The sequence below is a fragment of the Streptomyces davaonensis JCM 4913 genome, from assembly GCF_000349325.1.
Lineage (GTDB): Bacteria > Actinomycetota > Actinomycetes > Streptomycetales > Streptomycetaceae > Streptomyces > Streptomyces davaonensis.
The window spans coordinates 5,890,366-5,915,214 of the sequence record NC_020504.1; the positions used below are offsets into that span (position 1 = coordinate 5,890,366).

The window sequence follows — 24,849 nt, forward strand, 5'->3', positions numbered from 1 at the left end:
CGTGCCTTCACATGCCGTGTTTTCCCCAGGTCAAATGGCCTTTGCGTGATCCCGGCGGAGTTATCCACAGGTGGTTGTCCACAGGGGTGGCAGGCAGGCGCCCGGATGGGCACAGTGGTGGTCATGCGGGAGTGGTGGCGGGACCTCACCGATCTGGTGCTGCCGGCCGAGTGCGGGGGCTGCGGGCGGCCCCGTACGGTGCTCTGTCCTCAGTGCCGTACGGCACTGAGGGGGGCCGTGCCGTGCCGGGTCCGGCCTGATCCGGCGCCGTCCGGGCTGCCGGTCGTGCACGCGGCGGCTCGGTACGCGGACGAGGTACGGGCCGTCCTGCTGGCCCACAAGGAGCGCGGGGCGCTGGCGTTGGCGGCGCCGCTCGGGGTGGCGCTGGCGGGAGCCGTGCGGGCGGGGCTCCGGGCGGGGAGCGGCCCGCGCGGGGACGTGGTGCTGTTGGTGCCCGTGCCGTCGGCGCGCGGGGCCGTGCGGGCTCGCGGGCATGATCCGGCGCGGCGGATCGCGCTCGCGGCGGCGGCCGAGCTGCGGCGGGCCGGTACGCCCGCGCGGGTGCTCGCCGTGCTGCGGCAGCGGCGGGCCGTGGCCGATCAGTCGGGGCTCAACTCCCGGCAGCGGCTGAACAATCTGGCGGGCGCTCTGGAGGTCGCGCCGGGTGCGGGCCGGCTGTTGGGCGGCGGTTCGGTCGTGCTGGTCGACGACCTGATGACGACCGGTGCCTCATTGGCGGAGGCGGCGCGTGCGGTGCGGGAAGGGGCAAGGGGAACGGTACGGCTGATTGGACGTGATGCCGGGGTGACGGCGGTGTGTACGGCGGTTGGACGGGAAGACAGAGAAGACAGGGGGGAACGGAGTGCGGAAGTGAAGGCGGAGGCGGCGGTGCGGAGGCACTCAGTGCCGGGAATGACGCGCGGTATCCGCGCAGGTGATGCGCTGTGCGCGGCCGTCGTCGCGGCTTCGCCGGATGCCTTCGAAATAAACCGGAACTGACACCGAACTTGCATCGTTGCAGGTAATGAGAGGGCCAATTCACCTGAACGGAGGTACGCCGCAGTAGAGGGTGACGACATCCGTCCGGGCGAGATATGTTCGGTTGTGAGAGAAAGGCGCAGGCCATCCCTCTCAAAACTGAATGCCGTGCTGCGGGTTTTCGTATTCACCCGAGCCGGCGGGGTGGAGATCTTGCCCATGGGGGAGGAGGAGGTGGAAGTCACCGAGTCCGAGGTTCCGGGGTTCGCCGGAGCCTGGTGCAAAAGGGAGATGCTCCGCCGCTGGAGCGGAGCGATCCGGGAACGGAGTTCTGCGTGGACATCGTCGTCAAGGGCCGCAAGACCGAGGTGCCCGAGCGGTTCCGCAAGCACGTGGCCGAGAAGCTGAAGCTGGAGAAGATCCAGAAGCTCGATGGCAAGGTGATCAGCCTCGACGTCGAGGTGTCCAAGGAGCCCAACCCCCGACAGGCCGACCGCAGTGACCGAGTGGAGATCACGCTCCGCTCCCGTGGTCCGGTGATCAGGGCGGAGGCGGCGGCCAGCGACCCGTACGCGGCACTGGATCTGGCGGCGGAGAAGCTGGACGCGCGGCTGCGCAAGCAGCATGACAAGCGCTACTCGCGCCGAGGCGCGCGACGGCTCACGGCAGCCGAGGTCCCCGACCATGTCCCGGGCGCGGCGACGCTCAACGGGAACGGCCACGCCTTCCAGGAGGAAGAGCCGGACGGCGTTCCCACCAAGAAGATCGGCTCGCTCGAAGTGAAGGGCGAGGGTCCCCTCGTCGTACGCGAGAAGACGCACGTCGCCTCCCCGATGTCCCTCGACCAAGCTCTCTACGAGATGGAACTGGTCGGGCACGACTTCTATCTGTTCATCGACTCCGAGACCAAGGAACCGAGTGTCGTCTACCGGCGGCACGCCTACGACTACGGCGTCATCCACCTCAACACGGACCCGATGGTCGCGGAGGCGGACGCCCAGGCGGCCGGTGGCACGCTGGGCGGCTGAGCCACCCGGCTGACCGACGAGCGGGTGCCCCTGGAGCGCGTGTGCGCCCCCAGGGGCACCGGTGTGCGACCAGTTCGCGCCCCGCTCTGTCACCGCGGTGTCGTCCGGGCATGAAATCATGGCCGCACCGGCCCAACCGGTGGGCCGCTGCCTTGGGTTGGCGATGGCACCTGACCAGCCACAGCCTTCAGGGGGAGGAACGATGGCGGACACCTTCGGACCGATGCAGGACGAGGATGCCGACGGCGGTGTCGTCGGCGTGCGCCCGGACGCGGGCCCCTCACGCAAGGAGCCGATCAGAGTCCTCGTCGTGGACGACCACGCCCTCTTCCGCCGTGGACTGGAGATCGTGCTCGCCGCCGAAGAGGACATCCAGGTCGTCGGGGAGGCGGGGGACGGTGCCGAGGCCGTCGACAAGGCCGCCGATCTGCTGCCCGACATCGTGCTGATGGATGTGCGGATGCCGAAGCGGGGCGGGATCGAGGCCTGCACCTCCATCAAGGAGGTGGCGCCCAGCGCGAAGATCATCATGCTGACGATCAGCGACGAGGAGGCCGACCTCTACGACGCGATCAAGGCGGGCGCGACCGGTTATCTCCTGAAGGAGATCTCCACGGACGAGGTGGCCACCGCCATTCGCGCGGTGGCCGACGGGCAGTCGCAGATCAGCCCGTCGATGGCGTCCAAGCTGCTCACCGAGTTCAAGTCGATGATCCAGCGGACGGACGAGCGGCGGCTGGTTCCGGCGCCGCGGCTGACCGACCGTGAGCTGGAGGTGCTCAAGCTGGTCGCCACGGGCATGAACAACCGCGATATCGCGAAGGAGTTGTTCATCTCCGAGAACACCGTGAAGAACCATGTGCGCAACATCCTGGAGAAGCTCCAGCTGCACTCCAGGATGGAGGCCGTGGTGTACGCGATGCGGGAGAAGATCCTGGAGATCCGGTAGCGGAGTCCAGGAGGGGGTTCTGACCGCTCTCAGGCCAGCAGGCCGGTGAGTGCCTGGTCGAGGGGCTCGCGCAGCTCCGGGGCCTCGACGCGTTCCACGCGTACGTTCGTGCAGTCCACCCAGCTCGCTGCCTCCACCAGGGCCTGGGCGACCCCTGGAACCGCCTTTCGGCCGTCCAGGGTGACCTGCTTGGCCACCAGGGTGCGGCCTTCGCGGGCCGGGTCCACTCGGCCGATGAGATGGCCGCCCGACAGGACCGGCATCGCGAAGTAGCCGTGGACGCGCTTCTGGCGGGGGACGTAGGCCTCCAGGCGGTGGGTGAAGCCGAAGATCCGCTCCGTGCGTGCCCGTTCCCAGATCAGGGAGTCGAACGGGGACAGGAGCGTGGTGCGGTGGCGGCCGCGCGGCGGGGTCTCCAGGGCCGCAGGATCGGCCCAGGCGGGCTTCGCCCAGCCCTGCACCGTGACCGGGATCAGGCCGGAGTCCGCGATGACCGCGTCGACCTGCTCGGCCTTGAGACGGTGGTAGTCGGCGATGTCCGCGCGGGTGCCGACGCCGAGGGACTGACCCGCGAGGCGGACCAGGCGGCGCAGGCACTCGGTGTCGTCCAGCTCGTCGTGGAGCAGGTCGTTCGGGATGGCGCGCTCCGCCAGGTCGTACACCCGCTTCCAGCCCCGGCGCTCCACGCAGACGACCTCGCCGTACATCAGGGCGCGTTCCACGGCGACCTTGGAGCCGGACCAGTCCCACCAGTCGCTGGTCTTCTTCGCGCCGCCCAACTCCGTGGCGGTGAGCGGGCCTTCGGTGGTGAGCTGCTTGATCACCTGGTCGTAGGCGCCGTCCGGGAGTTCATGGCCCCAGTGCGGGCGGTTGCGGTAGGCGCGGCGGCGGAAGGCGAAGTGGGGCCACTCCTCGACCGGGAGGATGCAGGCGGCGTGGGACCAGTACTCGAAGGCGTGGGTGTCCGTCCAGTACGCGTTCTCGACCGTGCCGCGGCCCACCGCGCCGAGGCGGGCGTACGGGATGAGCTCGTGGGAGCGGGCCAGGACCGAGATGGTGTCGAGTTGGACCGCGCCGAGGTGACGCAGGACGCCGCGGACGCCGGATCTGCGGTTGGGCGTGCCGAGGAAGCCCTGGGCGCGGAGGGCGATGCGGCGGGCCTCGTCTGCCGAGAGATCGGTGCTGGGGCGCGGGGTCGTCATGGCTCGCACGATAGGGGGTGGCACTGACAGTGGGGGGTGAGCTGGGGGTTTGTGAGGATGCGCTGGGCGGGGGCGCCGTCGGGTGGGTGTGCTCGCCCGCGCATGCGGGGTGCCGCTGCGCCCCACCCGTGACTGGCCGCAGGTTCGGCGTCAGCTCTTCGCCGGCAAGTACGGTGCCGTCGACGGCAGGCCCAGGTCTGATGGGAGTAGGGAGGCTACCCAGCAGTCTCTGCGCACGCCCTTGTTGTTGAGGGCGGAGCGTTGGGTGCCTTCCATGGTGAAGCCGGCGCGTTGCGCCACCGCGCGGGAGGCGTGGTTGCCCACCTCGGCCCGCCATTCGACGCGGTCGATGGAGGCCTCGGTGAATGACCAGCGGACGGCGGTGAGGACCGCCTCGGTGGTGTAGCCCTTGCCGCGGTGTTCCTTCGCCGTCCAGAAGCCGACCTCAGCGACGCCCAGGGCGCGCATCGTCAGACCCAGCATGCCCACCAGCTCCTCCCCTTCGAGGAGGAAGACGCCGAACGTGAACATCGTGGCGTCCGCCCAGCCGTCGGGGACGAGTTGCTCGGTGAAGCTGCCGGCGTGTTCCGGGAGGTAGGGCGAGGGGATCGTGGTCCAGCGCAGGATGTCGGGGTCCTGGACGGCACGGAACACGGCATCGGTGTCGTCCGGGCCGACTGTGCGCAGCAGGAGCCGGTCGGTGGTCAGCGTCACGGGGTCCATCCGCCGATTCTGCTCGGGGGCCCTCGAAGGTGCCAGGTATTTGCCGTGCGTGAGCGGGCGATCACAATTCGCGCAATTCGTGGGCGCCGCACGGCACTATCCGCGCCGCCCGTCCGTTGTGCCTTTCGAAGAGATGTGAAGCAGCGGACGGTCGCGGTATCGGCAGGCCTCCCGGCGTGGCGGGGTCCTCGCATACGATGGCCGTTGCTCAGTCAAGTCAAATGGAAACCGACCGTCCCAGGCCCGACCGGCAAGGAGACCAACCCCCGTGTCCGTCCTCTCGAAGATCATGCGTGCAGGCGAAGGCAAGATCCTGCGCAAGCTGCACCGCATCGCGGACCAGGTCAACTCCATCGAAGAGGACTTCGTCGACCTCTCCGACGCCGAGCTGCGGGCGCTCACCGATGAGTACAAGCAGCGCTACGCCGATGGTGAGACCCTGGACGACCTGCTCCCCGAGGCGTTCGCGACGGTCCGTGAGGCCGCCAAGCGCGCACTCGGCCAGCGCCACTACGACGTGCAGATCATGGGTGGCGCCGCCCTCCACCTCGGCTATGTCGCCGAGATGAAGACCGGTGAGGGCAAGACCCTCGTCGGCACCCTGCCCGCATACCTGAACGCGCTGTCCGGCAAGGGCGTTCACCTGATCACGGTGAACGACTACCTGGCCGAGCGCGACTCCGAGATGATGGGTCGCGTCCACAAGTTCCTGGGCCTGAATGTCGGCTGCATCCTCGCCAACATGACGCCCGCCCAGCGCCGCGAGCAGTACGCGTGCGACATCACGTACGGCACGAACAACGAGTTCGGCTTCGACTACCTGCGCGACAACATGGCGTGGTCCCAGGACGAGCTCGTCCAGCGTGGCCACAACTTCGCCATCGTCGACGAGGTCGACTCCATCCTGGTCGACGAGGCCCGTACGCCGCTGATCATCTCCGGCCCGGCCGACCAGGCCACCAAGTGGTACGGCGACTTCGCCAAGCTGGTCACCCGCCTGAAGCGGGGCGAGGCCGGCAACCAGCTCAAGGGCATCGAGGAGACCGGCGACTACGAGGTCGACGAGAAGAAGCGCACGGTCGCCATCCACGAGTCCGGCGTCTCCAAGGTCGAGGACTGGCTCGGCATCGACAACCTCTACGAGTCGGTGAACACGCCGCTGGTGGGCTACCTGAACAACGCCATCAAGGCCAAGGAGCTCTTCAAGAAGGACAAGGACTACGTCGTCATGGACGGCGAAGTCATGATCGTCGACGAGCACACCGGCCGTATCCTCGCCGGCCGCCGCTACAACGAGGGCATGCACCAGGCGATCGAGGCGAAGGAAGGGGTGGACATCAAGGACGAGAACCAGACCCTCGCCACGATCACCCTCCAGAACTTCTTCCGCCTCTACAAGCGCCACGACCACGACGGCAAGGAACAGCCCGGCCTGTCCGGCATGACCGGTACGGCGATGACCGAGGCCGCCGAGTTCCACCAGATCTACAAGCTCGGCGTGGTGCCGATCCCGACGAACCGGCCGATGATCCGCAAGGACCAGTCGGACCTGATCTACCGCACCGAGGTCGCCAAGTTCGAGGCGGTCGTCGACGACATCGTCGAGAAGCACGAGAAGGGCCAGCCGATCCTCGTCGGCACGACGTCGGTCGAGAAGTCCGAGTACCTCTCGCAGCAGTTGAGCAAGCGCGGTGTCCAGCACGAGGTGCTGAACGCCAAGCAGCACGACCGTGAGGCGACCATCGTCGCCCAGGCGGGCCGCAAGGGCGCCGTGACCGTGGCCACCAACATGGCCGGCCGTGGTACGGACATCAAGCTCGGCGGCAACCCCGAGGACCTCGCCGACGCGGAACTGCGCCAGCGCGGCCTCGACCCCGAGGAGCACATCGAGGAGTGGGCGCACGCGCTGCCGGCCGCCCTGGAGCGCGCCGAGCACGCGGTCAAGGCCGAGAAGGAAGAGGTCGAGGACCTCGGCGGCCTGTACGTACTGGGCACCGAGCGGCACGAGTCGCGGCGTATCGACAACCAGCTGCGCGGCCGTTCCGGCCGACAGGGCGACCCGGGCGAGTCCCGCTTCTACCTGTCCCTGGGTGACGACTTGATGCGGCTGTTCAAGGCGCAGATGGTCGAGCGCGTGATGTCGATGGCGAACGTCCCGGACGACGTGCCGATCGAGAACAAGATGGTCACCCGCGCGATCGCGTCCGCGCAGTCGCAGGTCGAGCAGCAGAACTTCGAGACGCGCAAGAACGTCCTGAAGTACGACGAGGTCCTCAACCGCCAGCGTGAGGTCATCTACGGCGAGCGCCGCCGCGTCCTGGAGGGCGAGGATCTGCACGAGCAGGTCCAGCACTTCATGAACGACACGATCGACGCGTACATCACCGCGGAGACCGCCGAGGGCTTCGCCGAGGAGTGGGACCTGGACCGGCTGTGGGGCGCCTTCAAGCAGCTCTACCCGGTGGAGGTCACCATCGAGGAGCTGGAGGACACGGCCGGGGACCGCGCCGGTCTCACCGCCGAGTTCATCGCCGAGTCCATCAAGGACGACATCCACGCCCAGTACGAGGCGCGGGAGGCACAGCTCGGCTCCGAGATCATGCGTGAGCTGGAGCGCCGGGTCGTGCTGTCGGTCCTGGACCGCAAGTGGCGCGAGCACCTCTACGAGATGGACTACCTCCAGGAGGGAATCGGCCTGCGCGCGATGGCGCAGAAGGACCCGCTGGTCGAGTACCAGCGCGAGGGCTTCGACATGTTCACCGCGATGATGGAGGGCATCAAGGAGGAGTCCGTCGGCTACCTGTTCAACCTGGAGGTCCAGGTCGAGCAGCAGGTCGAGGAGGTCCCGGTCGAGGACGCCAAGCCGACGCTGGAGAAGGCCGCGCAGGACGCGGTTCCCGCGCAGGCCGGCTCGCGCCCGGAGATCCGTGCGAAGGGTCTCGACGCTCCGCAGCGGCGGAACCTGCACCTCTCCGCGCCGACCGTGGACGGCGCGGGCGGCACCATCGAGAGCGACTGGTCCGACGACGACGAGCCGGTGCGCTCGGAGGCGGACGGCCTCACCCGCGCGGAGCGGCGCAAGCAGTCGCGCGGCGGACGGCGTCGTAAGAAGTAGCCCGCGGATGTAGTGCGCTGAAGCGGTGTCGCGGCGCCTGAGAGGGCGTGGCGGCGGCTGGGAGGGCCGGGGTACCCATGTGGGTGCCCCGGCCCTTCGGCATGAGGCCACGAGGCCGTACGGCGGGCTCAGTCGTCGTTCGCGCGGGGGCGGGCGGGGCCGCCCAGTTCCACTGCCGTGCAGCGCCAGCGGAGGTCCGCGCCCTGTTCCAGGCGGAAGGCCATGGCGCGTAGGCGGTCGCCGGCGCCGATGCGGGCGAAGACCTCGATGGCGCCGGGGGAGGGGACGTAGTAGCCGATGTCCCGGACGACCGGGCGGGTGCCGTGGCGGGCGCGCAGGGGGCCGCGTTCGGCGAGCCAGGCCAGGTCGTCGTAGGCACGGCCCGCGGTGTGCCGGAGCATGCAGTGGACCGGGCGCTGTCCGCTGAGGACGGCGAGGAGACGGTCGGCGAAGACGTCGGTGGGGCGGGGTTGGGGGACGGTCGGTGGGATGGGGCGGCGGGGAGTCTGGGGCGGGACCAGCGGGGATTCGAGGGTCGCGGTGCGCCGAGTGGTGGCTGTCGGGTCGCCAGGGGTGCGGGGAGCCGCACTCGGGGTGCGCAGCCTCCCGCTCGGGGTGCGGGGCGGGGTGCCGCCGGGTCGGCGGGTGTCTCGGCGGCCGGGCGGGCGGGCGCCGGGGTGGGTCTTTGTCGTCCTTGCCCTCGTCATGACCTTGTTCATGGGTGCCCCCGATGGGTCGGCCCGGGAAATACCGGGCAGTAACTTTGCGGTTGGGGATCTTGTACGGGGGTGAGGGCGGCCGCATCAAGCAAGGGCGGGGGCGGGTCGCGGGGGTCGGAATCTTCACCTATCCGGATGACTTCGGGGGTGTTTCGGCCCGGAAGTCCGGGGGTGCACCGGGTGAGTTTCCGGACGGGAGTGGACGGCCGCGAGGGCTCGGGTGGGCGCTCGAAAGGGGACGGCGCACGTATCCTGAAGGCCCTTCAGGAGGTGCGGGTCACGCCCTCCCCGGGGTTGTTGCGGAGCCTCCGACCACGAAAGCGGCCAGCCAATGCGCGTCTACGTCCCCCTGACCCTTCCCGGGCTCGCCGAGGCGTACAAGACGGGTGAGCTGGGGGGCGGGCCGCTCCTCGCCTACGCCGTCACTCCCGCGCTGCGGGAGTGGTACCTCTCCGACGACATCGAGGAGCTGGAGTACGCCGCGCTCAACCGGGCCGCCGTGGCCTCGCTGCGGCTGCTGGCGGCGGATGCCGGGGCGGCGCGGCGGCGGGTCGTGGTGGCCGTCGATGTCGCCGACGGGGCGGCGACGGTCGACCCCGACCGGGGACTGGAACCGGCGGCGCCAGGTGAGGTGCGGGTCGCCGGAGCCGTACCGCTGGGCAAGGTGGCCTCGGTGCATGTCGACAGCGGGGACGCGGAGGCGGATGTGACCGCCGCCGCGGAGGCGCTGGTGGCGGCGGACGGCGGGGACGACGACGCGCAGTTCGTCGTGGACGGGGCCGAGGACCATGAACTGCTGTGGTTCGCGACGCAGGAGATTCCGAATCTGGTGGGGCTCGGCGGGTGAGGTGACTGTGCCGCTGGGCGATTTCCCGCCTTGACCTGCGGTTCTCTTGATTGTCAGTGAGGGCGGGTACGGTTTTCGGCATGGGGAAGCGAGCAGGGGCGCACATCGTCTGGGACTGGAACGGGACGCTGTTCCACGACAATGACGCGATCATCGGGGCCACGAACGCGGCCTTCGGCGAGCTGGGGCTTGAGCCGATCACGATGGAGCAGTACCGGGCGCTGTACTGCGTGCCGGTGCCGAAGTTCTACGAGCGGCTGTTGGGGCGGCTGCCGACCGATGCCGAGTGGGAGGTCATGGACGGCACCTTCCACCGGTACTACGCCGAGCACCGTGTGGGGTGCGGGCTGACGGCGGGGGCGACCGAGCTGCTCGCGGGCTGGGGGGCGGCCGGACGGAGCCAGTCCATCCTCAGCATGTACACCCATGACGAGCTGGTGCCGTTGGTGCGGGGGTTCGGGATCGATGCGCACTTCATACGGGTGGACGGGCGGACAGGGCCCTCCGGCGGGAGCAAGGCCGAGCACATGGTGCGGCATCTCGGGGCGCTGGGCGGGGTCGACCCGGCGCGGACCGTGGTGATCGGGGACGCGGCCGATGACGCGGTGGCGGCGTTGCATGTGGGGGCGCGGGCCGTGTTGTACACCGGGGGGTCGCACAGTCGGGCCAGCCTGGAGGAGGTCGGGGTGCCGGTGGTGGACTCCCTGGGGGAGGCCGTCGCGGAGGCGGAGCGGTTGGCGGCGTAGGCGGTCGGCGGGGCCTGTTGGCTACGCCGCCTTGTCTCTGACGGCTTTGTCTCTGACGGCCTTGTCTTGTGCGTCGTCCCCTACGCCACCGGAGCCTTCGCCCGCAGGACCGTCAGGAACTCGCGCATCCAGGCGCTGTGGTCGGGCCAGGCGCGGGAGGAGACGAGGGTGCCGTCGACCACTGCCTCCGCGTCCTGGAAGGTGGCGCCGGCCTGTTGCATGTCCGGTTCCAGGGCGGGGTACGCCGTGACGCGGCGGCCTCGTAGGGCGTCGATCGCGGCCGTGAGCAGGGGGCCGTGGCAGATCTGGGCCATGGGTTTGTCGGCGTCGATGAAGGACTTCAGGATCTTGCGGAGTTCGGGGTCGTTGCGGAGGTATTCGGGGGCTCGGCCGCCGGGGATCACTACGGCGGCGTAGTCGCCGGGGTCCACTTCGGCGAAGGCCAGGTCCGCGGGCCAGGTGTAGCCGGGCTTCTCGGTGTAGGTGTCGAAGCCGGGTTCGAAGTCGTGGACCACGAACTGGAGCTTTTTGCGGGTGGGGGCGGCGATGTGGACGTCGTAGCCCTCTTCGCGGAGGCGTTGGTAGGGGTACAGGACTTCCAGGGACTCCGCCGCGTCGCCGGTGACGATGAGGATTTTGGCTGTCATGTCTGGCAACGTGCCTCGGTTGCCCGGCCTTGCCAAGGGGGCGTACGCCGAGTGGGTGCCGCAGGGCAGTGGCCGCAGGGCGGTGACGACCGCCCGCTGTGCGCGCTTACTGTGCAGAACGTCAAACTTCCAGCCCTGGTTTTGTACACATACGGCTCATGACGGGCCCCCGGTAATCAGCGATAGCCTTGTGGCGTGATCAGCGCGATAGCTCGCGGGGGCGTTGTTGCCCCTGCCCTGCGCCCGGTGAGCACGGAGGACATCCGTGGCCGGGCGGTGGTCGCTGGTCTTCGGGGGCGGGGTGGGGACGAGAGGGTTCCCGCGGCGATCCGCAACCCCGCGGTGGCGGCAGTGCGGAGAGCAGTGTCACACCCGTCGGGCGCGGCGAAATTGGCTGATATCCCCCCGCTCATCTCACCTCGCGGCATAGCGTCGAAGCAGACCGGACACCCCGCGTCGCGACGTTACGTCGGAGGGGACGAGACCGTACTTCCTTCTACGTCACGCAACGGCGCGCGACAGGAGCCAGAGGACAATGCAGACCAAGCTGGACGAAGCCAAGGCCGAGCTGCTCGAACGGGCCGCCCGGGTAGCTGAGAACAGCCCGGTCGGGGGGCACCTACCGACTGGGACCACGGGCGAGGCCACCCCGGACCGGGACACCGTGCTCTCGTTCCTCCAGCGTTACTACCTGCACACCGCCCCGGAGGACCTCAGCGACCGCGACCCGGTCGATGTCTTCGGAGCCGCCTACTCGCACTACCGGCTGGCCGAGACCCGACCGCAGGGCACGGCCAATGTGCGGGTCCATACGCCGACGGTGGAGGAGAACGGCTGGACGTGCAGCCACTCCGTCGTCGAGGTCGTCACCGACGACATGCCCTTCCTGGTCGACTCCGTCACCAATGAGCTGACCCGCCAGGGCCGCGGGATCCACGTCGTCATCCACCCCCAGGTCGTCGTCCGCCGCGATGTCACCGGCAAGCTCGTCGAGGTGCTCAGCACGCCTCCGGCCGCCGACGAGCGCCCGCACGACGCGCACACCGAGTCCTGGATCCACGTAGAGATCGATCGCGAGACCGACCGCGCCGACCTCAAGCAGATCACCGCCGATCTGCTGCGTGTCCTGTCCGACGCCCGTGAGGCCGTCGAGGACTGGGAGAAGATGCGGGACGCCGCGATGCGGCTGTCCGAGAACCTGGCCGAGGAGCACGTCCCCGGCGATCTGCCCGGACCGGAGGTCGAGGAGGCCCGCGAGCTGCTCCAGTGGCTGGCCGCCGACCACTTCACCTTCCTCGGCTACCGCGAGTACGAGCTGCGCCAGGACGACTCCCTCGCCGCCGTGCCCGGCACCGGCCTCGGCATCCTGCGCTCCGACCCGCACCACGCCGGTGACGACGCCCACCCCGTCAGCCCCTCCTTCGAGCGGCTGCCCGCCGACGCCCGCGCCAAGGCCCGCGAGCACAAGCTGCTGGTCCTCACCAAGGCCAACAGCCGCTCCACCGTCCACCGGCCCTCGTACCTGGACTACATCGGCGTCAAGAAGTTCGACGCCGAGGGCAATGTCATCGGTGAGCGGCGCTTCCTCGGGCTCTTCTCCTCCGCCGCGTACACCGAGTCCGTCCGCCGGGTCCCGGTCATCCGGCGCAAGGTCGACGACGTCCTCAGGCGCGCCGGGTTCTCGCCCAACAGCCACGACGGCCGCGACCTGCTCCAGATCCTGGAGACCTACCCGCGCGACGAGCTCTTCCAGACGCCCGTCGACGAACTCCAGTCGATCGTCACCAGCGTCCTCTACCTCCAGGAGCGCAGGCGGCTGCGCCTGTACCTGCGGCAGGACGAGTACGGGCGCTACTACTCCGCCCTCGTCTACCTGCCCCGCGACCGGTACACCACCGGCGTCCGGCTGCGGATCATCGACATCCTGAAGGAGGAGCTCGGCGGTACCAGCGTCGACTTCACCGCCTGGAACACCGAGTCGATCCTGTCCCGGCTGCACTTCGTGGTCCGCGTCCCGCAGGGCACCGAGCTGCCGCAGCTCAGCGACGCCGACAAGGAGCGCATCGAGGCCCGCCTCGTCGAGGCCGCCCGCTCCTGGGCCGACGGCTTCGCCGACGCGCTCAACGCCGAACTCGGCGAGGAGCGCGCCGCCGAACTGCTGCGCCGCTACTCCAACGCCTTCCCCGAGGGCTACAAGGCCGACCACACCCCGCGCTCGGCCGTCGCCGACCTGGTCCACATCGAGCAGCTGACCGAGGAGAGCAACTTCGCGCTCAGCCTGTACGAGCCGGTCGGCGCCGCCCCCGAGGAGCGCCGCTTCAAGATCTACCGCAAGGGCGCGGCGATCTCCCTGTCCGCCGTCCTGCCGGTGCTCAACCGGCTCGGCGTCGAGGTCATCGACGAGCGGCCCTACGAACTGCGCCGCACGGACCGGGCGACGGCGTGGATCTACGACTTCGGCCTGCGGATGCCGAAGGCGCAGAACGGCAGCGCCGACTACGCCGGTGACGACGCCCGCGAGCGCGTCCAGGAGGCCTTCGCCGCCACCTGGACCGGACAGGCCGAGAACGACGGCTTCAACGCCCTGGTGCTCGCCGCGGGCCTGAGCTGGCGGCAGGCGATGGTGCTGCGCGCGTACGCCAAGTACCTGCGCCAGGCCGGGTCCACCTTCAGCCAGGACTACATGGAGGACACCCTCCGCAACAACGTCCACACCACCCGCCTGCTCGTCTCCCTCTTCGAGGCGCGGATGTCGCCGGACCGGCAGCGCGCCGGGCACGAGATCGTGGACGCGCTGCTCGAAGAGCTCGACGCGGCCCTGGACCAGGTGGCGAGCCTGGACGAGGACCGCATCCTGAGGTCCTTCCTCACGGTGATCAAGGCGACCCTGCGGACGAACTTCTTCCAGGAGGCCGTGGGCGGCAAGCCGCACGACTACGTCTCCATGAAGTTCGACCCGCAGGCCATCCCGGACCTGCCTGCGCCGCGTCCGGCGTACGAGATCTGGGTGTACTCGCCGCGGGTCGAGGGTGTGCACCTGCGCTTCGGCAAGGTCGCGCGCGGCGGTCTGCGCTGGTCCGACCGGCGTGAGGACTTCCGGACCGAGATCCTCGGTCTGGTGAAGGCGCAGATGGTGAAGAACACCGTCATCGTGCCGGTCGGCGCCAAGGGCGGCTTCGTCGCCAAGCAGCTCCCGGACCCGTCCGTGGACCGGGACGCCTGGCTGGCCGAGGGCATCGCCAGCTACAAGACGTTCATCTCGGCGCTGCTCGACATCACCGACAACATGGTCGCCGGCGATGTCGTACCGCCCGCCGACGTGGTCCGGCACGACGAGGACGACACCTACCTCGTCGTCGCCGCCGACAAGGGCACCGCGACCTTCTCCGACATCGCCAACGGGGTCGCCGAGCAGTACAACTTCTGGCTCGGTGACGCCTTCGCCTCCGGCGGCTCGGCCGGTTACGACCACAAGGGCATGGGCATCACCGCCCGCGGCGCCTGGGAGTCCGTCAAGCGGCACTTCCGGGAGCTGGGCGTGGACACCCAGACCGAGGACTTCACGGTCGTCGGCATCGGCGACATGTCCGGTGACGTGTTCGGCAACGGCATGCTGCTCAGCGAGCACATCCGCCTGGTCGCCGCCTTCGACCACCGGCACATCTTCATCGACCCCGAACCGGACGCGGCCACCGGGTACGCCGAGCGCCGCCGCCTGTTCGAGCTGCCCCGCTCCAGCTGGGCCGACTACAACACCGACCTGATCTCGGCCGGTGGTGGCGTCTTCCCGCGTACCGCCAAGGCGATCCCGGTCAACGCGCACATCCGCGCGGCGCTCGGCATCGAGGGCAAGGTGTCCAAGATGACGCCGGCCGACCTGATGAAGGCGATCCTCCAGGCGCAGGTCGACCTGCTGTGGAACGGCGGCATCGGTACGTACGTCAAGGCGAGCACCGAGTCGAACGCCGACGTCGGCGACAAGGCCAATGACGCCATCCGCGTCGACGGCGCCGAGCTGCGGGTCCAGGTCGTCGGCGAGGGCGGCAACCTGGGGCTGACCCAGCTCGGCCGGATCGAGTTCGCCCGGCACGGCGGCAAGATCAACACCGATGCCATCGACAACAGCGCGGGCGTGGACACCTCCGACCACGAGGTGAACATCAAGATCCTGCTGAACGCGCTGGTCACCGAGGGCGACATGACCGTCAAGCAGCGCAACAAGCTGCTCGCGGAGATGACCGACGAGGTCGGCCGGCTGGTCCTGCGCAACAACTACGCGCAGAACACGGCCATCGCCAACGCCCTCGCCCAGTCCAAGGACATGCTCCACGCCCAGCAGCGCTACCTGCGCCACCTGGTCCGCGCCGGCCACCTGGACCGGGCCCTGGAGTTCCTGCCCACCGACCGCCAGATCCGTGAGCGGGTCTCCACCGGCCACGGTCTGACAGGCCCCGAGACGGCCGTACTGCTGGCGTACACGAAGATCACCGTCGCCGAGGAGCTGCTGCACACCTCGCTGCCGGACGACCCGTACCTGAGCACCCTGCTGCACGCGTACTTCCCGACCGCGCTGCGCGAGCGGTTCCCGGAGTACCTCGTCAGCCACCCGCTGCGCCGTGAGATCACCACGACCGTGCTGGTCAACGACACGGTCAACACCGGCGGTACGACGTATCTGCACCGGCTGCGCGAGGAGACCGGCGCCTCGCTGGAGGAGATCGTGCGGGCGCAGACCGTGGCGCGGGCGATCTTCCGCTCGTCCGCGGTGTGGGACGCGGTCGAGGCGCTCGACAACAAGGTCGAGGCCGACGTCCAGACCCGGATCCGGCTGCACTCGCGCCGGCTCGTCGAGCGCGGCACGCGCTGGCTGCTCAACAACCGGCCGCAGCCGCTGGAGCTCGCCGACACCGTCGACTTCTTCACCGAGCGGGTCGAGCAGGTCTGGTCGCAGCTGCCGAAGCTGCTCAAGGGCGCGGACCTGGAGTGGTACCAGCAGATCTACGACGAGCTGTCCGGCGTCGGTGTCCCGGACGAGGTCGCGACGCGGGTGGCCGGGTTCTCCTCGGCCTTCCCGGCGCTCGACATCGTCTCGGTGGCCGATCGCATGGGCAAGGAGCCGCTGGAGGTCGCCGAGGTGTACTACGACCTCGCCGACCGGCTGCGGATCACCCAGCTCATGGACCGCATCATCGAGCTGCCGCGCAACGACCGCTGGCAGTCCATGGCCCGCGCCTCCATCCGCGAGGACCTGTACGCGGCCCACTCGGCGCTGACCGCGGACGTCCTCGCGGTCGGCAACGGCACCTCCACGCCGGAGCAGCGCTTCAAGGCGTGGGAGGAGAAGAACGCGGCGATCCTCGGCCGGGCGCGCACCACCCTGGAGGAGATCCAGGGCTCGGACGCCTTCGACCTCGCCAACCTCTCGGTGGCGATGCGGACGATGCGCACGCTGCTGCGGACGCATTCGTAGCGGTACGACAGTGAAGGGCGCCCCGGGCCTTGACGGCTCGGGGCGCCCTTCGTGCTGGGAGGCCTACGCAGGCTCGGTGACCTTGGGCTTCGGCTTCGGCTTGGCCTTGGGCTTCTTGTCGCCGGTGAAGGCCTCGTACTCCTTCAGGACGTCCTCCGTGGGTCCGTCCATGCGCAGCTCGCCGCGCTCCAGCCACAGGACGCGGTCGCACGTGTCGCGGATCGACTTGTTGTTGTGGCTGACCAGGAACACCGTGCCGGCCTCCTTGCGCAGCTCGCGGATGCGGGCCTCGGAGCGCTTGCGGAAGTTCGCGTCGCCGGTGGCGAGGGCCTCGTCGATGAGCAGGACGTCGTGGTCCTTGGCGGCGGCGATGGAGAAGCGGAGCCGGGCGCCCATGCCGGAGGAGTAGGTGCGCATCGGCAGGGTGATGAAGTCGCCCTTGTCGTTGATGCCTGAGAAGTCGACGATCTCCTGGTACCGCTCCTTGATCTGCTCGCGGGACATGCCCATGGCGAGGCCGCCGAGGTAGACGTTGCGTTCGCCGGTCAGGTCGCCCATCAGGGCCGCGTTGACGCCGAGCAGGGAGGGCTGGCCGTCGGTGTAGATGGCGCCGCTCTCCACGGGGAGGAGCCCCGCGACCGCCTTCAGCAGCGTCGACTTGCCGGAGCCGTTGGTGCCGATCAGGCCGATGGCCTCGCCCTTGTATGCGACGAAGGACACCTTCTTCACGGCGTGCACCGTGCGGACGCCGGACGCCTTCTCGGTCTGCTTCCGGCGCAGGATGCGGTTGAGGGCGGCGGTGGCGGAGCCGCGGCCGCCGCCGGTGCCGTTGACGCGGTAGACGATGTCGACGCGGTCGGCGATGACGGTGGGTACCTGGGTGTCGTCGGTGTTCTCAGCCACGGCCGTACGTCTCCTCAGCCTTCCAGAAGTAGATGAATCCGCCGATGCCGGCGAGCAGGGCCCAGCCGGTGGCGAGCGCCCACACGTGCGGCGGGAGCTGGCTTCCGTGGAAGCTGTCGATCAGCGCGAAGCGCATGAGGTCGATGTAGACGGCGGGCGGGTTGGCCTGGAGCACGGGGCCCACCCAGGACGGCCAGTCCTGGTGCTTGGCCAGCAGGTGCTCGATGCTCCACATCACGCCGGAGGTGTACATCCAGGTGCGCAGCACGAACGGCATCAGCTGGGCGATGTCGGGGGTCTTGGCGCCGATCCGGGCCATGATCAGCGAGACGCCCGCGTTGAAGGTGAACTGGAGCACCAGGGCCGGGACGGCGAGCAGCCAGGAGGCGGCGACCGGGACACCGAAGGCCAGCAGGATGACGACCAGGGCGCCCATGGAGAACAGCAGTTGCTGGAGCTGCTGGAGGCAGAAGGAGATCGGCAGCGCGGCGCGCGGGAAGTGCAGGGCGCGGACGAGGCCGAGGTTGCCGGAGATCGCGCGGGTGCCCGCGAGGATCGAGCTCTGCGTGAAGGTCCAGATGAACACGCCCGTGACCAGGAACGGGACGTAGTCCGGCACGCCGTCCTTGGTGCCCAGCAGCACGCCGAAGATCAGGAAGTAGACGGCCGCGTTCAGCAGCGGGTTCATGATCTGCCAGAGCTGGCCGAGCTTGGCCTGGCTGTACTGGGCGGTGAGCTTGGCGGTGGAGAACGCGGCGATGAAGTGGCGCCGGGCCCACAGCTGGCGGACGTACTCGGGCAGGGTCGGGCGGGCACCGCTGACCGCGAGGCCGTGGCGGGCGGCGAGGGCCGCGAGGTCGACGTCGGCGGGTGGGGCCGTTGTCGTCGGGGGCGGTGTGTCGAGGACCTGGCTCACATCCGCTGCTTTCGCTCGTGGGGTGGGGGTGCGCTGCGGCCGACCGGTCCGTCGCCATCCGTTTCCCTGGAGGACTCCTGGCGTTCTCTTACGTCGGGACGGGACCGTATCGTCGCAACGCGAGCGTAGGCCGATGGGACGTCGGAACGCAACCGTTTCGTCGTAACGCCCTATGCTGGTCCGCATGACGACGAACGCCGACGGACCCCAGCCGCGTCCGCGCCGCCGGGCCCCCGCGGGGGCGGCCGTGCTGCGGGCGGACGTGACGGAAGCGATCCGGGCTGCCGTGTTCGAGGAGTTGGCGGCCGTCGGCTATGCGCGCATGTCCATCGAGGGCATCGCCCGGCGCGCGGGCGTGGGCAAGACGGCGGTCTACCGGCGCTGGCGCTCAAAACTGCACCTGGTCCTGGACGTCGTCTCGGCCCTGGCGGTACAGGGCCTGCCCGCCCCGGACACCGGCTCCCTGGAAGGCGACCTGCGCCTCCTCTACGAGGTGACCTCCCGCGCCCTGCGCCACCCCGTCGCCTCCCAGATCATCCCCGACCTCCAGGCGGAGGCCGCCCGCAACCCCGAGATCGCCGAGGCCATGCAGAAGGCGCTGCGAGAAGGCCAGGACGGCGTGGCCAGCGGCATCGTGGCAGCGGCGGAGCGACGGGGCGAGGTCAGCAAGGACCTCGACCACGACCTGGCCCTGGACCTGATCTCGGGCCCGCTGTACTGGCGCTCGGTGGTCATCCGCAGCCCCAAACTCCCGAAGGGCTACCTGGCGTCCCTGGCCAGGGCTACGGCGGGGGCGCTCAAGGCGCTGTGACCAGGCCGCGCGCCAGCGCCGCCAACTCCCCGGCGTCCAGCACCCGTTCGCCGAACCCCGGCAAGGGGACGTGCAACAGCTCCGTCCAGCGCTTCGGTACGGCGCCGATGCCGTACACCGCTCCCGCCAGGGAGCCGGTCACCGCCGCGACCGTGTCCGTGTCGCCGCCCAGGTCGATGGCGGCGCGTACCGCCTCCTCGTAGGAGGTCGTGGTGCGCAGGGCCCAGACCGCCGAGCCCAGGCAGGGCCAGACGGCGCCGTTGAATTCGGTGGCCCGGTCGGGGTGCCAGTCGGGGGAGAGGACCGTCGCGTAGCGGGCGACGTGGTCCGGGTGGACCTCCTCGAGGGTCTCCCGCACGGCCGCCAGGGGGTCGTCGCCGGCCAGTGTCACTCGTATCAGCTCGTGGAGGATCGCCGTTCCCTCCCAGGCCGCCGCGTCTCCGTGCGTCAGCGCGGACAGTGTGCGGGCCGCGTCCATCGTTGCCGCGCGGCCCTGTGCGGCGAAGTGCACGGCTGACGGTGCGGCCCTCATCAACGCGCCGTTCCCCGCCGCCCGCTGGCTCACCTGGAAATGCAGGGCGGCCGCCATGTCTCAGGGGTCGCCACTGCTCAGGACCGCTTCCGTCTGGAGCCCGATGTCCTTCGGATCGGCCGCGGCCCAGCGCTGGAACCGCCGGAACACGTCCGGGAGTTCGAGCCCTTCGCACTCCAGCAGAGACTCCGCGATCAGTACCGCCATCTGGGTGTCGTCCGTGGCTTCGCCCGGGTCCCAGCCACCGCCCCCGCACATCTCGCCGCCCTCTCCGGGGGAGGGGAAGCGAGCGGAGAAGGCGCCCTCGGGGCCGAACTCGAAGGGGGCGCCCAGCGCGTCGCCGACGGCCGAGCCGATGACCGCGCCGACTGCTCGATCAAGGTGAGATGCAGGCATTCCGACAGGCCCTAGCCGCGGGCGGCCGACGGGTGCTGGCGTACCCACCCGTCCCAGGCCGACGTGATCATGTCCTGGACGTCGTGTTTGGCCTTCCAGGTGAGTTCGGTGGCGGCTCGGGTGGCGGAGGCCACTACTCGGGCGGGGTCGCCGGGGCGGCGGGGGGTGGTGGTCGGGGGGCGGTCGTAGCCGGTGATGGCGTTGATCCGGTCGATCATTTCGCGGACCGAGACGCCCTCGCCGCGGCCGATGTTCAGGGTGAGGTCACGGCCGGGGGAGGCGCTGAGCGTGCGGGCCGCTGCCACGTGGGCCTCGGCCAGGTCCGCGACGTGGATGTAGTCGCGGATGCAGGTGCCGTCGGGCGTGGGGTAGTCGTCGCCGAAGATGCGGGGCGGGGCGTCGGCGGTGAGGCGTTCGAAGACCATCGGGATCAGGTTGTAGACGCCTACGTCCGCCAGTTCCGGGGTCGCCGCGCCCGCCACGTTGAAGTAGCGCAGGGATGCTGTGGACAGGCCCGTCGCGCGCGCTGTCGCGCGTACCAGCCATTCGCCCGCCAGCTTCGTCTCGCCGTACGGCGAGATCGGGGCGCACGGGGTCTCCTCGGTCACCAACTCCACGTCCGGCATGCCGTAGACCGCCGCCGAGGAGGAGAAGACGAAGGACGGGACGCCGATCCTGGTCACCGACTCCAGCAGGGTGCGCAGGCCTTCGACGTTCTCGCGGTAGTAGAGCAGGGGGCGCTCCATCGACTCGCCCACCTGTTTCTTCGCCGCCAGGTGGACGACCCCGGTGATCTCGTGGTCCACGAGTGCTCGGGTCACATGCTCCGCGTCCAGAGTCGAGCCCACGACCAGCGGGACGCCGTCGGGTACGCGTTCGGAGATGCCGGTGGACAGGTCGTCGTAGACCACCGTCCGCTCGCCCGCCTCGGTCATCGCCCGTACGACATGCGCCCCGATGTATCCGGCACCGCCGGTGATCAGCCAGGTCATGTGTGGCCGTCCCCTCGTCAGTAAGCCCGTGTGTGGAGCATAGCCACTTCGATTTGCCGTAGATGGGCGGTAAGTGGTGGGGGCGTCGGCAGTCCTACTGCGCCGCCGCTGACAGCGCCGCCGAGTCCAGGGCCACCGTCAGCTCGTCCAGGCGGGTTCGCAGCGCGTTGATCTCCGCCACGTCGAAGCCCGTCGCCGCCGCGATCCTGCGCGGCACCTGAAGCGCCTGCTCCCGCAGCGCCACGCCCTCCGCGGTCAGCCGTACCTCCACCGACCGCTCGTCCCGCGCGCTGCGCTCCCGCCGGACCAGGCCGGCCCCCTCCAGCCGCTTCAGCAGCGGCGACAGCGTGCCGGAGTCCAGCCGCAGATGCTCGCCCAGCTTCTTGACGGGCAGGTCGCCCCGCTCCCACAGCACCAGCATCACCAGGTACTGCGGATAGGTGAGGCCGAGGTCCTTGAGGATCACGCGGTACACGCCGTTGAAGGCGCGCGATGCCGCGTGCAGGGAGAAGCAGATCTGGCTGTCCAGGCGGAGCCAGTCCTCCTGGGGCGCGTCGGGTGTCTCGGGGCGGTTCATGTCTCCAGGGTAGCGCTTGCTCGCCATTTAGTTGTGCACAACTGAATTGTGTGCTCTACTTATGTCCGTCAACGAGCCCCGACTTCTCGAACAGGGACGGATCCTTCATGGACGCGATCTACACCGCAGTCGCCACCGCCACCCACGGCCGCGAGGGCCGCGCCATCAGCTCCGACGGCAAGCTCGACCTCCAGCTGGCCCCGCCGGTGGAGCTCGGCGGCAACGGCGAGGGCACCAACCCCGAGCAGCTCTTCGCCGCCGGTTACGCGGCCTGCTTCGCCAGCGCCCTCGGCCTCGTCGGCCGCCAGGCCAAGGTCGACGTCACCGAGGCCGCCGTCACCGGTGAGGTCGGCATCGGCAAGCAGGGTGTGGGCTTCGGCCTGAAGGTGACGCTGCGCGTCGAGCTGCCCGACACGGTGGACGAGGCGACCGGCCGCAAGCTGGTCGAGCAGGCCCACCAGGTCTGCCCGTACTCCAACGCCACCCGCGGCAACATCGACGTCGACCTCGTCATCGAGTAGTCAGCCCCCGACCCGCGCCAGCACTTCCCCGGTCCGCCGGCTCCACGTCACCACCACGGCCTCCTCGGGCACGGTGTGCTGCGGCGTCAGCAGCAGCCAACGGACGTGGTAGCGGCGGACTACGGCGATGCGCTCGGCGCGGGTCGACTCGGGGGAGAGGTACCGGCGGACGTCTGCCGTTCGCCTTCGCCGCTCTCGTTCGTCCAGCGATGCGTCTGGGCTTGCGGGGGCGGCGAGGTTTTGGCCGTGGCCCGCGAGGGTGTGTGTGGCGTGATGGCTGTCGGTGATCACCACCTCGCCCGGGGGGATGTGCTGAGCCGCCCAGGCGTACGTCGGCCAGCGTGGTGGTCGGGGGAAGCCGACGGGGTCCAGGGAGCGGGGGATCACTGCTCCTGCGTGGAGTGTGAGGAAGCTGGTGCAGGCTGCCGCGGCGGTGAGTGCGGCCAGGGTGCGGCGCCAGGGGTGGGGGGCCGACAGTGCTACTGCCAGGGCGAGCTGTAGGGGGATGAGGGCGAGGGTGAGGGGCGGGCCGTCGAGGGTGAGGGCGTTGAAGTAGGGCCAGGCTGCTGTCAGTAGTAGGGCTGTTGTCGTCATTGTGATCAAAGTGCCGGCCGGTGGGGGCTTGTCGCGCCCACGCGGCGGTAGCCGCAAATTCAGCACAGCCCCGCGCCCCTTACCGAGCCTTCCTTGCCCTGCGATGAGAGCCGCTGCTCCTAGCGCCGCCCCTACCCCTGTGCTCCTGTCGATCAGGAAGATCCCCGCGTACAGGGCGCCCAGCGCCGCGTACCCGCTCAAGCCCGGGCCGCCCTTCGGGCCCACATAACGGACCAGGCCCCTCCCCATCGAACCCGTCAGCGCCCACGCCCAGAACGTCAGGCCGATCGCGAACGTCGACGGGTAGCCGGGGTTCACCGTCAGGGACATCAGGCCGAGGCCGTTGCCCGCCGTACCCGACAGCAGTGTCACCGTCGCCAGAGCCAGCACCGGGGCCCACGGTCGAGGGGTCAGTACGCGTACCAGGCGGCCGAGACCCGTCAGCAGGACCAGGAGGTTCAGGGGGCCCGCCAGCCTTACCACCTCCCAGCCGCCCAGGTCCGTCAGGCGGGCGAACAGGGCCTGGGCCAAGGTGTACGGCGTGTAATAGGCGCTGCCATCGCCCGGCAGGGCCGCCGTCGGGTGGCTCGGGTGGAGGAGGTCTGCCTTGAGGCGTTCCACCACCGCCGCGTACTGGCCCGCGTCGCAGCACAGGGGCAGACGCCAGTGGGCCAGGGACATCAGCAGCCAGAAGAGGAAGCCGAAGAGCTGGTACGGGGTGGGGCGCCAGGCGCCGCCGCCGCGCAGCGCCGTCGCGCCGTGCGTGGCGCGGCCGGCCAGTAGCGATTCGGGCATTTGACGTATGTTCCCGGCCGGGGCGGCTGCTTGACCTCACGTCACCTCATGGAGTGAGCCCGATCGGAGTGGCCCTGTGCGGGCAGCGACACCCGGTCGCGCAGCAGTTGCTCCAGCAGCAGCGGGATGCCCACCACCGGGAGCAGCCAGGCCAGGGCGATCAGCCGGCCGCCCCAGATGTTGATGTCGGGGTGCCCGGCCTGGGTGAGGATCCCCGTGCCAGCGGCCGCGATCAGGAAGGCGCCGAACGCCGGTCTGCGCAGCGCGCCCCACAGCCCCGCGCCCAGCGCCGCCAGGAACAGGGGTTCCCAGAACTGGCGGCGCAGCCACTCCGTCCAGAAGTTCAGCGACAGTTGGAGGAACTCCGGCCAGGGGTGGGCCCGGTCGGGGCGGGTGAAGTGGTCGGCGAGGAGGTCCTGGAGGCTCTCGGCGGAGGAGGGGTGGCCGAGCAGCTTCGCCAGCGCGGTGGTGCCCAGGGCCGCGCATACACCGATGGCCGTGATTGCGGTGAGGTCCCGGCCCGGTGCCCGACCCTTCCGCCACCTCGTCAAGGCCAGGACGCCGCCCGCGCCCGCCAGGCACAGCCCGAGGAACAGCGCCTGCGAGTGCTTCACCGTGAACAGGGCCGCCAGCGCGCCCGCGATCAGTGCCAGGCCAGCCCTCCGCCCCCGCAGCACCAGCGCGCAGCCCCACACCGCCGCCAGCGTCAGCGCCATCAGCAGGCCCTCCGTCATGGGCCGCATCGCGATCGCGCCGGTCGGCAGGACGAAGTACAGCGCCTGGCCGGTGAGCGCGAGCGGCACCGGTACTGAGAGAGTGCGCAGGATCAGGAAGACCAGCACCCCGCCCGCCACCGCCACCGTGACTCCGGCCGCCCACAGGCCCCAGGTCACCCCGAGCAGCGTCACGAAGGGCACCAGGAAGACCGGGTAGCCGGGCCGGACCTCGAAGATCCGCATGAAGCGTTCGGAGGCGAAGGGGGCCGTGTGCCCGGCTGTGTGGCCCGCCCGGAGCCGCCGCTCGACCTCGGACCACTGCTTCGCCCGGCACTCGGCCTCGACCCGTGCGGTGGGGTCGGGGCGGTGGAAGCGGACCACGTCGACGTCCTGACGGCGGTGCGCCGTCGACGCCCGCCCCGCGCAGTAGTACGCGAGTGTCGCCTCGGCCGCCTCCCGCTTGTCGTCGCCGCGCAGGCCGAGGGCGTAGGAGAGGTAGTTCCGGGTGTCGGGGGACTCCCGGCCGGTGACGTTGGCCAGCTGTAGTACGGCGAAGAGGGCGGCCAGCAGCAGCACCCAGGTGCGCGGCCTCACTGCCGGCCGCCGGGCCGCCCGGCCGGACGCCAGGTGTGGGGACGGCTGGGGGTGGGCCGCGAGGGGCTGGAGGGCATG

The 24,849-nt window shown here is 70.0% G+C and carries 19 protein-coding genes and 1 pseudogene; 9 read left to right on the top strand and 11 right to left on the bottom strand.

Translation table 11 applies throughout. The features are described 5' to 3' along the window. The first annotated feature begins 123 nt into the window (after positions 1-123). The 3 genes from BN159_RS26115 (at position 124) to BN159_RS26125 (ending at position 2,955) form a co-directional block, all read left to right on the top strand. Positions 124-999, top strand: coding sequence for a hypothetical protein (locus tag BN159_RS26115; RefSeq protein WP_041821896.1), 876 nt, complete (start codon positions 124-126; stop codon positions 997-999). Between the two features lie 314 nt (positions 1,000-1,313). After that, positions 1,314-2,006 (top strand): ribosome hibernation-promoting factor, HPF/YfiA family, encoded by a 693-nt coding sequence (gene hpf, locus BN159_RS26120; RefSeq protein WP_015660002.1) that lies wholly within the window; start codon positions 1,314-1,316, stop codon positions 2,004-2,006. 202 nt (positions 2,007-2,208) lie between these two features. Continuing rightward, complete coding sequence (locus tag BN159_RS26125; RefSeq protein WP_015660003.1) at positions 2,209-2,955, top strand: response regulator; 747 nt, start codon at positions 2,209-2,211, stop codon at positions 2,953-2,955. Positions 2,956-2,984: 29 nt separating this feature from the next. On the opposite strand, the gene BN159_RS26130 is transcribed toward BN159_RS26125, so the two are convergent. Together BN159_RS26130 and BN159_RS26135 are read right to left on the bottom strand one after the other, a co-directional pair. Beyond that, a complete protein-coding gene (locus BN159_RS26130; protein ID WP_015660004.1) occupies positions 2,985-4,157 on the bottom strand; it encodes a winged helix-turn-helix domain-containing protein in 1,173 nt (390 codons plus the stop codon). A gap of 150 nt (positions 4,158-4,307) precedes the next feature. Beyond that, positions 4,308-4,880 carry a GNAT family N-acetyltransferase gene (locus BN159_RS26135; protein ID WP_015660005.1) on the bottom strand — a complete coding sequence of 191 codons (573 nt, stop codon included), beginning with the start codon at positions 4,878-4,880 and terminating at the stop codon, positions 4,308-4,310. A gap of 268 nt (positions 4,881-5,148) precedes the next feature. On the opposite strand from BN159_RS26135, the gene secA reads away from it, so the two are divergent. Next, positions 5,149-7,995, top strand: coding sequence for a preprotein translocase subunit SecA (secA, locus tag BN159_RS26140; RefSeq protein ID WP_015660006.1), 2,847 nt, complete (start codon positions 5,149-5,151; stop codon positions 7,993-7,995). A 128-nt stretch (positions 7,996-8,123) separates the two neighbouring features. Here secA and BN159_RS44235 read toward each other — a convergent pair whose 3' ends face one another. After that, entirely contained in the window at positions 8,124-8,714 is a 591-nt protein-coding gene (locus tag BN159_RS44235) for an Rv3235 family protein (protein WP_015660007.1), read from the bottom strand. Between the two features lie 331 nt (positions 8,715-9,045). On the opposite strand from BN159_RS44235, the gene BN159_RS26150 reads away from it, so the two are divergent. Further along, entirely contained in the window at positions 9,046-9,561 is a 516-nt protein-coding gene (locus BN159_RS26150) for a DUF6912 family protein (RefSeq protein WP_015660008.1), read from the top strand. Positions 9,562-9,641: 80 nt separating this feature from the next. After that, entirely contained in the window at positions 9,642-10,307 is a 666-nt protein-coding gene (locus BN159_RS26155) for an HAD family hydrolase (protein WP_015660009.1), read from the top strand. Between the two features lie 80 nt (positions 10,308-10,387). On the opposite strand, the gene BN159_RS26160 is transcribed toward BN159_RS26155, so the two are convergent. Next, complete coding sequence (locus BN159_RS26160; protein WP_015660010.1) at positions 10,388-10,954, bottom strand: DJ-1/PfpI family protein; 567 nt, start codon at positions 10,952-10,954, stop codon at positions 10,388-10,390. 535 nt (positions 10,955-11,489) lie between these two features. On the opposite strand from BN159_RS26160, the gene BN159_RS26165 reads away from it, so the two are divergent. Next, positions 11,490-16,424 carry an NAD-glutamate dehydrogenase gene (locus BN159_RS26165; RefSeq protein WP_015660011.1) on the top strand — a complete coding sequence of 1,645 codons (4,935 nt, stop codon included), beginning with the start codon at positions 11,490-11,492 and terminating at the stop codon, positions 16,422-16,424. Between the two features lie 63 nt (positions 16,425-16,487). Here BN159_RS26165 and BN159_RS26170 read toward each other — a convergent pair whose 3' ends face one another. Next, on the bottom strand, positions 16,488-17,327 hold the full coding sequence (locus BN159_RS26170; protein WP_015660012.1) for an ABC transporter ATP-binding protein: 840 nt from the start codon (positions 17,325-17,327) through the stop codon (positions 16,488-16,490). After that, positions 17,320-18,243, bottom strand: coding sequence for an ABC transporter permease (locus BN159_RS26175; protein ID WP_015660013.1), 924 nt, complete (start codon positions 18,241-18,243; stop codon positions 17,320-17,322). Before BN159_RS26175 ends, BN159_RS26170 begins: the two co-directional genes overlap by 8 nt. A 184-nt stretch (positions 18,244-18,427) precedes the next feature. Here BN159_RS26175 and BN159_RS26180 point away from each other — a divergent pair, with 184 nt between their 5' ends. After that, positions 18,428-19,054 carry a TetR/AcrR family transcriptional regulator gene (locus tag BN159_RS26180; protein WP_078599033.1) on the top strand — a complete coding sequence of 209 codons (627 nt, stop codon included), beginning with the start codon at positions 18,428-18,430 and terminating at the stop codon, positions 19,052-19,054. Here the strand turns inward: BN159_RS26180 and BN159_RS26185 are convergent. The 3 genes and pseudogenes from BN159_RS26185 to BN159_RS26195 all read right to left on the bottom strand — a co-directional run bounded on the left by BN159_RS26185 (position 19,041) and on the right by BN159_RS26195 (position 21,578). Next, a pseudogene (locus BN159_RS26185) lies at positions 19,041-19,982 on the bottom strand (ADP-ribosylglycohydrolase family protein). The gene BN159_RS26180 and the pseudogene BN159_RS26185 overlap by 14 nt on opposite strands. A gap of 11 nt (positions 19,983-19,993) precedes the next feature. Beyond that, the gene (gene galE, locus BN159_RS26190; protein WP_015660017.1) at positions 19,994-20,974 is read right to left on the bottom strand and encodes a UDP-glucose 4-epimerase GalE; all 981 of its coding nucleotides are present in this window, start codon (positions 20,972-20,974) and stop codon (positions 19,994-19,996) included. Positions 20,975-21,068: 94 nt separating this feature from the next. After that, positions 21,069-21,578, bottom strand: a complete 510-nt coding sequence (locus BN159_RS26195; RefSeq protein WP_015660018.1) for a MarR family winged helix-turn-helix transcriptional regulator — start codon at positions 21,576-21,578, stop codon at positions 21,069-21,071. Between the two features lie 80 nt (positions 21,579-21,658). Here BN159_RS26195 and BN159_RS26200 point away from each other — a divergent pair, with 80 nt between their 5' ends. Then, complete coding sequence (locus BN159_RS26200) at positions 21,659-22,072, top strand: organic hydroperoxide resistance protein (protein WP_015660019.1); 414 nt, start codon at positions 21,659-21,661, stop codon at positions 22,070-22,072. On the opposite strand, the gene BN159_RS26205 is transcribed toward BN159_RS26200, so the two are convergent. After that, entirely contained in the window at positions 22,073-23,461 is a 1,389-nt protein-coding gene (locus BN159_RS26205; protein WP_015660020.1) for a hypothetical protein, read from the bottom strand. It lies immediately after the preceding gene. Between the two features lie 41 nt (positions 23,462-23,502). Further along, the gene (locus BN159_RS26210; protein WP_041819870.1) at positions 23,503-24,771 is read right to left on the bottom strand and encodes a membrane protein; all 1,269 of its coding nucleotides are present in this window, start codon (positions 24,769-24,771) and stop codon (positions 23,503-23,505) included. Positions 24,772-24,849 lie beyond the last annotated feature (78 nt).

Excerpts from the sequence above, each read along its gene's own strand:
- BN159_RS26115 (WP_041821896.1), top strand. The coding sequence starts at position 124 with ATGCGGGAGTGGTGGCGGGACCTCACCGATCTGGTGCTGCCGGCCGAG.
- BN159_RS26125 (WP_015660003.1), top strand. The coding sequence starts at position 2,209 with ATGGCGGACACCTTCGGACCGATGCAGGACGAGGATGCCGACGGCGGT.
- BN159_RS26130 (WP_015660004.1), bottom strand. The coding sequence starts at position 4,157 with ATGACGACCCCGCGCCCCAGCACCGATCTCTCGGCAGACGAGGCCCGC.
- BN159_RS26135 (WP_015660005.1), bottom strand. The coding sequence starts at position 4,880 with ATGGACCCCGTGACGCTGACCACCGACCGGCTCCTGCTGCGCACAGTC.
- BN159_RS44235 (WP_015660007.1), bottom strand. The coding sequence starts at position 8,714 with ATGAACAAGGTCATGACGAGGGCAAGGACGACAAAGACCCACCCCGGC.
- BN159_RS26150 (WP_015660008.1), top strand. The coding sequence starts at position 9,046 with ATGCGCGTCTACGTCCCCCTGACCCTTCCCGGGCTCGCCGAGGCGTAC.
- BN159_RS26155 (WP_015660009.1), top strand. The coding sequence starts at position 9,642 with ATGGGGAAGCGAGCAGGGGCGCACATCGTCTGGGACTGGAACGGGACG.
- BN159_RS26160 (WP_015660010.1), bottom strand. The coding sequence starts at position 10,954 with ATGACAGCCAAAATCCTCATCGTCACCGGCGACGCGGCGGAGTCCCTG.
- BN159_RS26165 (WP_015660011.1), top strand. The coding sequence starts at position 11,490 with ATGCAGACCAAGCTGGACGAAGCCAAGGCCGAGCTGCTCGAACGGGCC.
- BN159_RS26180 (WP_078599033.1), top strand. The coding sequence starts at position 18,428 with ATGACGACGAACGCCGACGGACCCCAGCCGCGTCCGCGCCGCCGGGCC.
- galE (WP_015660017.1), bottom strand. The coding sequence starts at position 20,974 with ATGACCTGGCTGATCACCGGCGGTGCCGGATACATCGGGGCGCATGTC.
- BN159_RS26195 (WP_015660018.1), bottom strand. The coding sequence starts at position 21,578 with ATGGCGAGCAAGCGCTACCCTGGAGACATGAACCGCCCCGAGACACCC.
- BN159_RS26200 (WP_015660019.1), top strand. The coding sequence starts at position 21,659 with ATGGACGCGATCTACACCGCAGTCGCCACCGCCACCCACGGCCGCGAG.
- BN159_RS26205 (WP_015660020.1), bottom strand. The coding sequence starts at position 23,461 with ATGCCCGAATCGCTACTGGCCGGCCGCGCCACGCACGGCGCGACGGCG.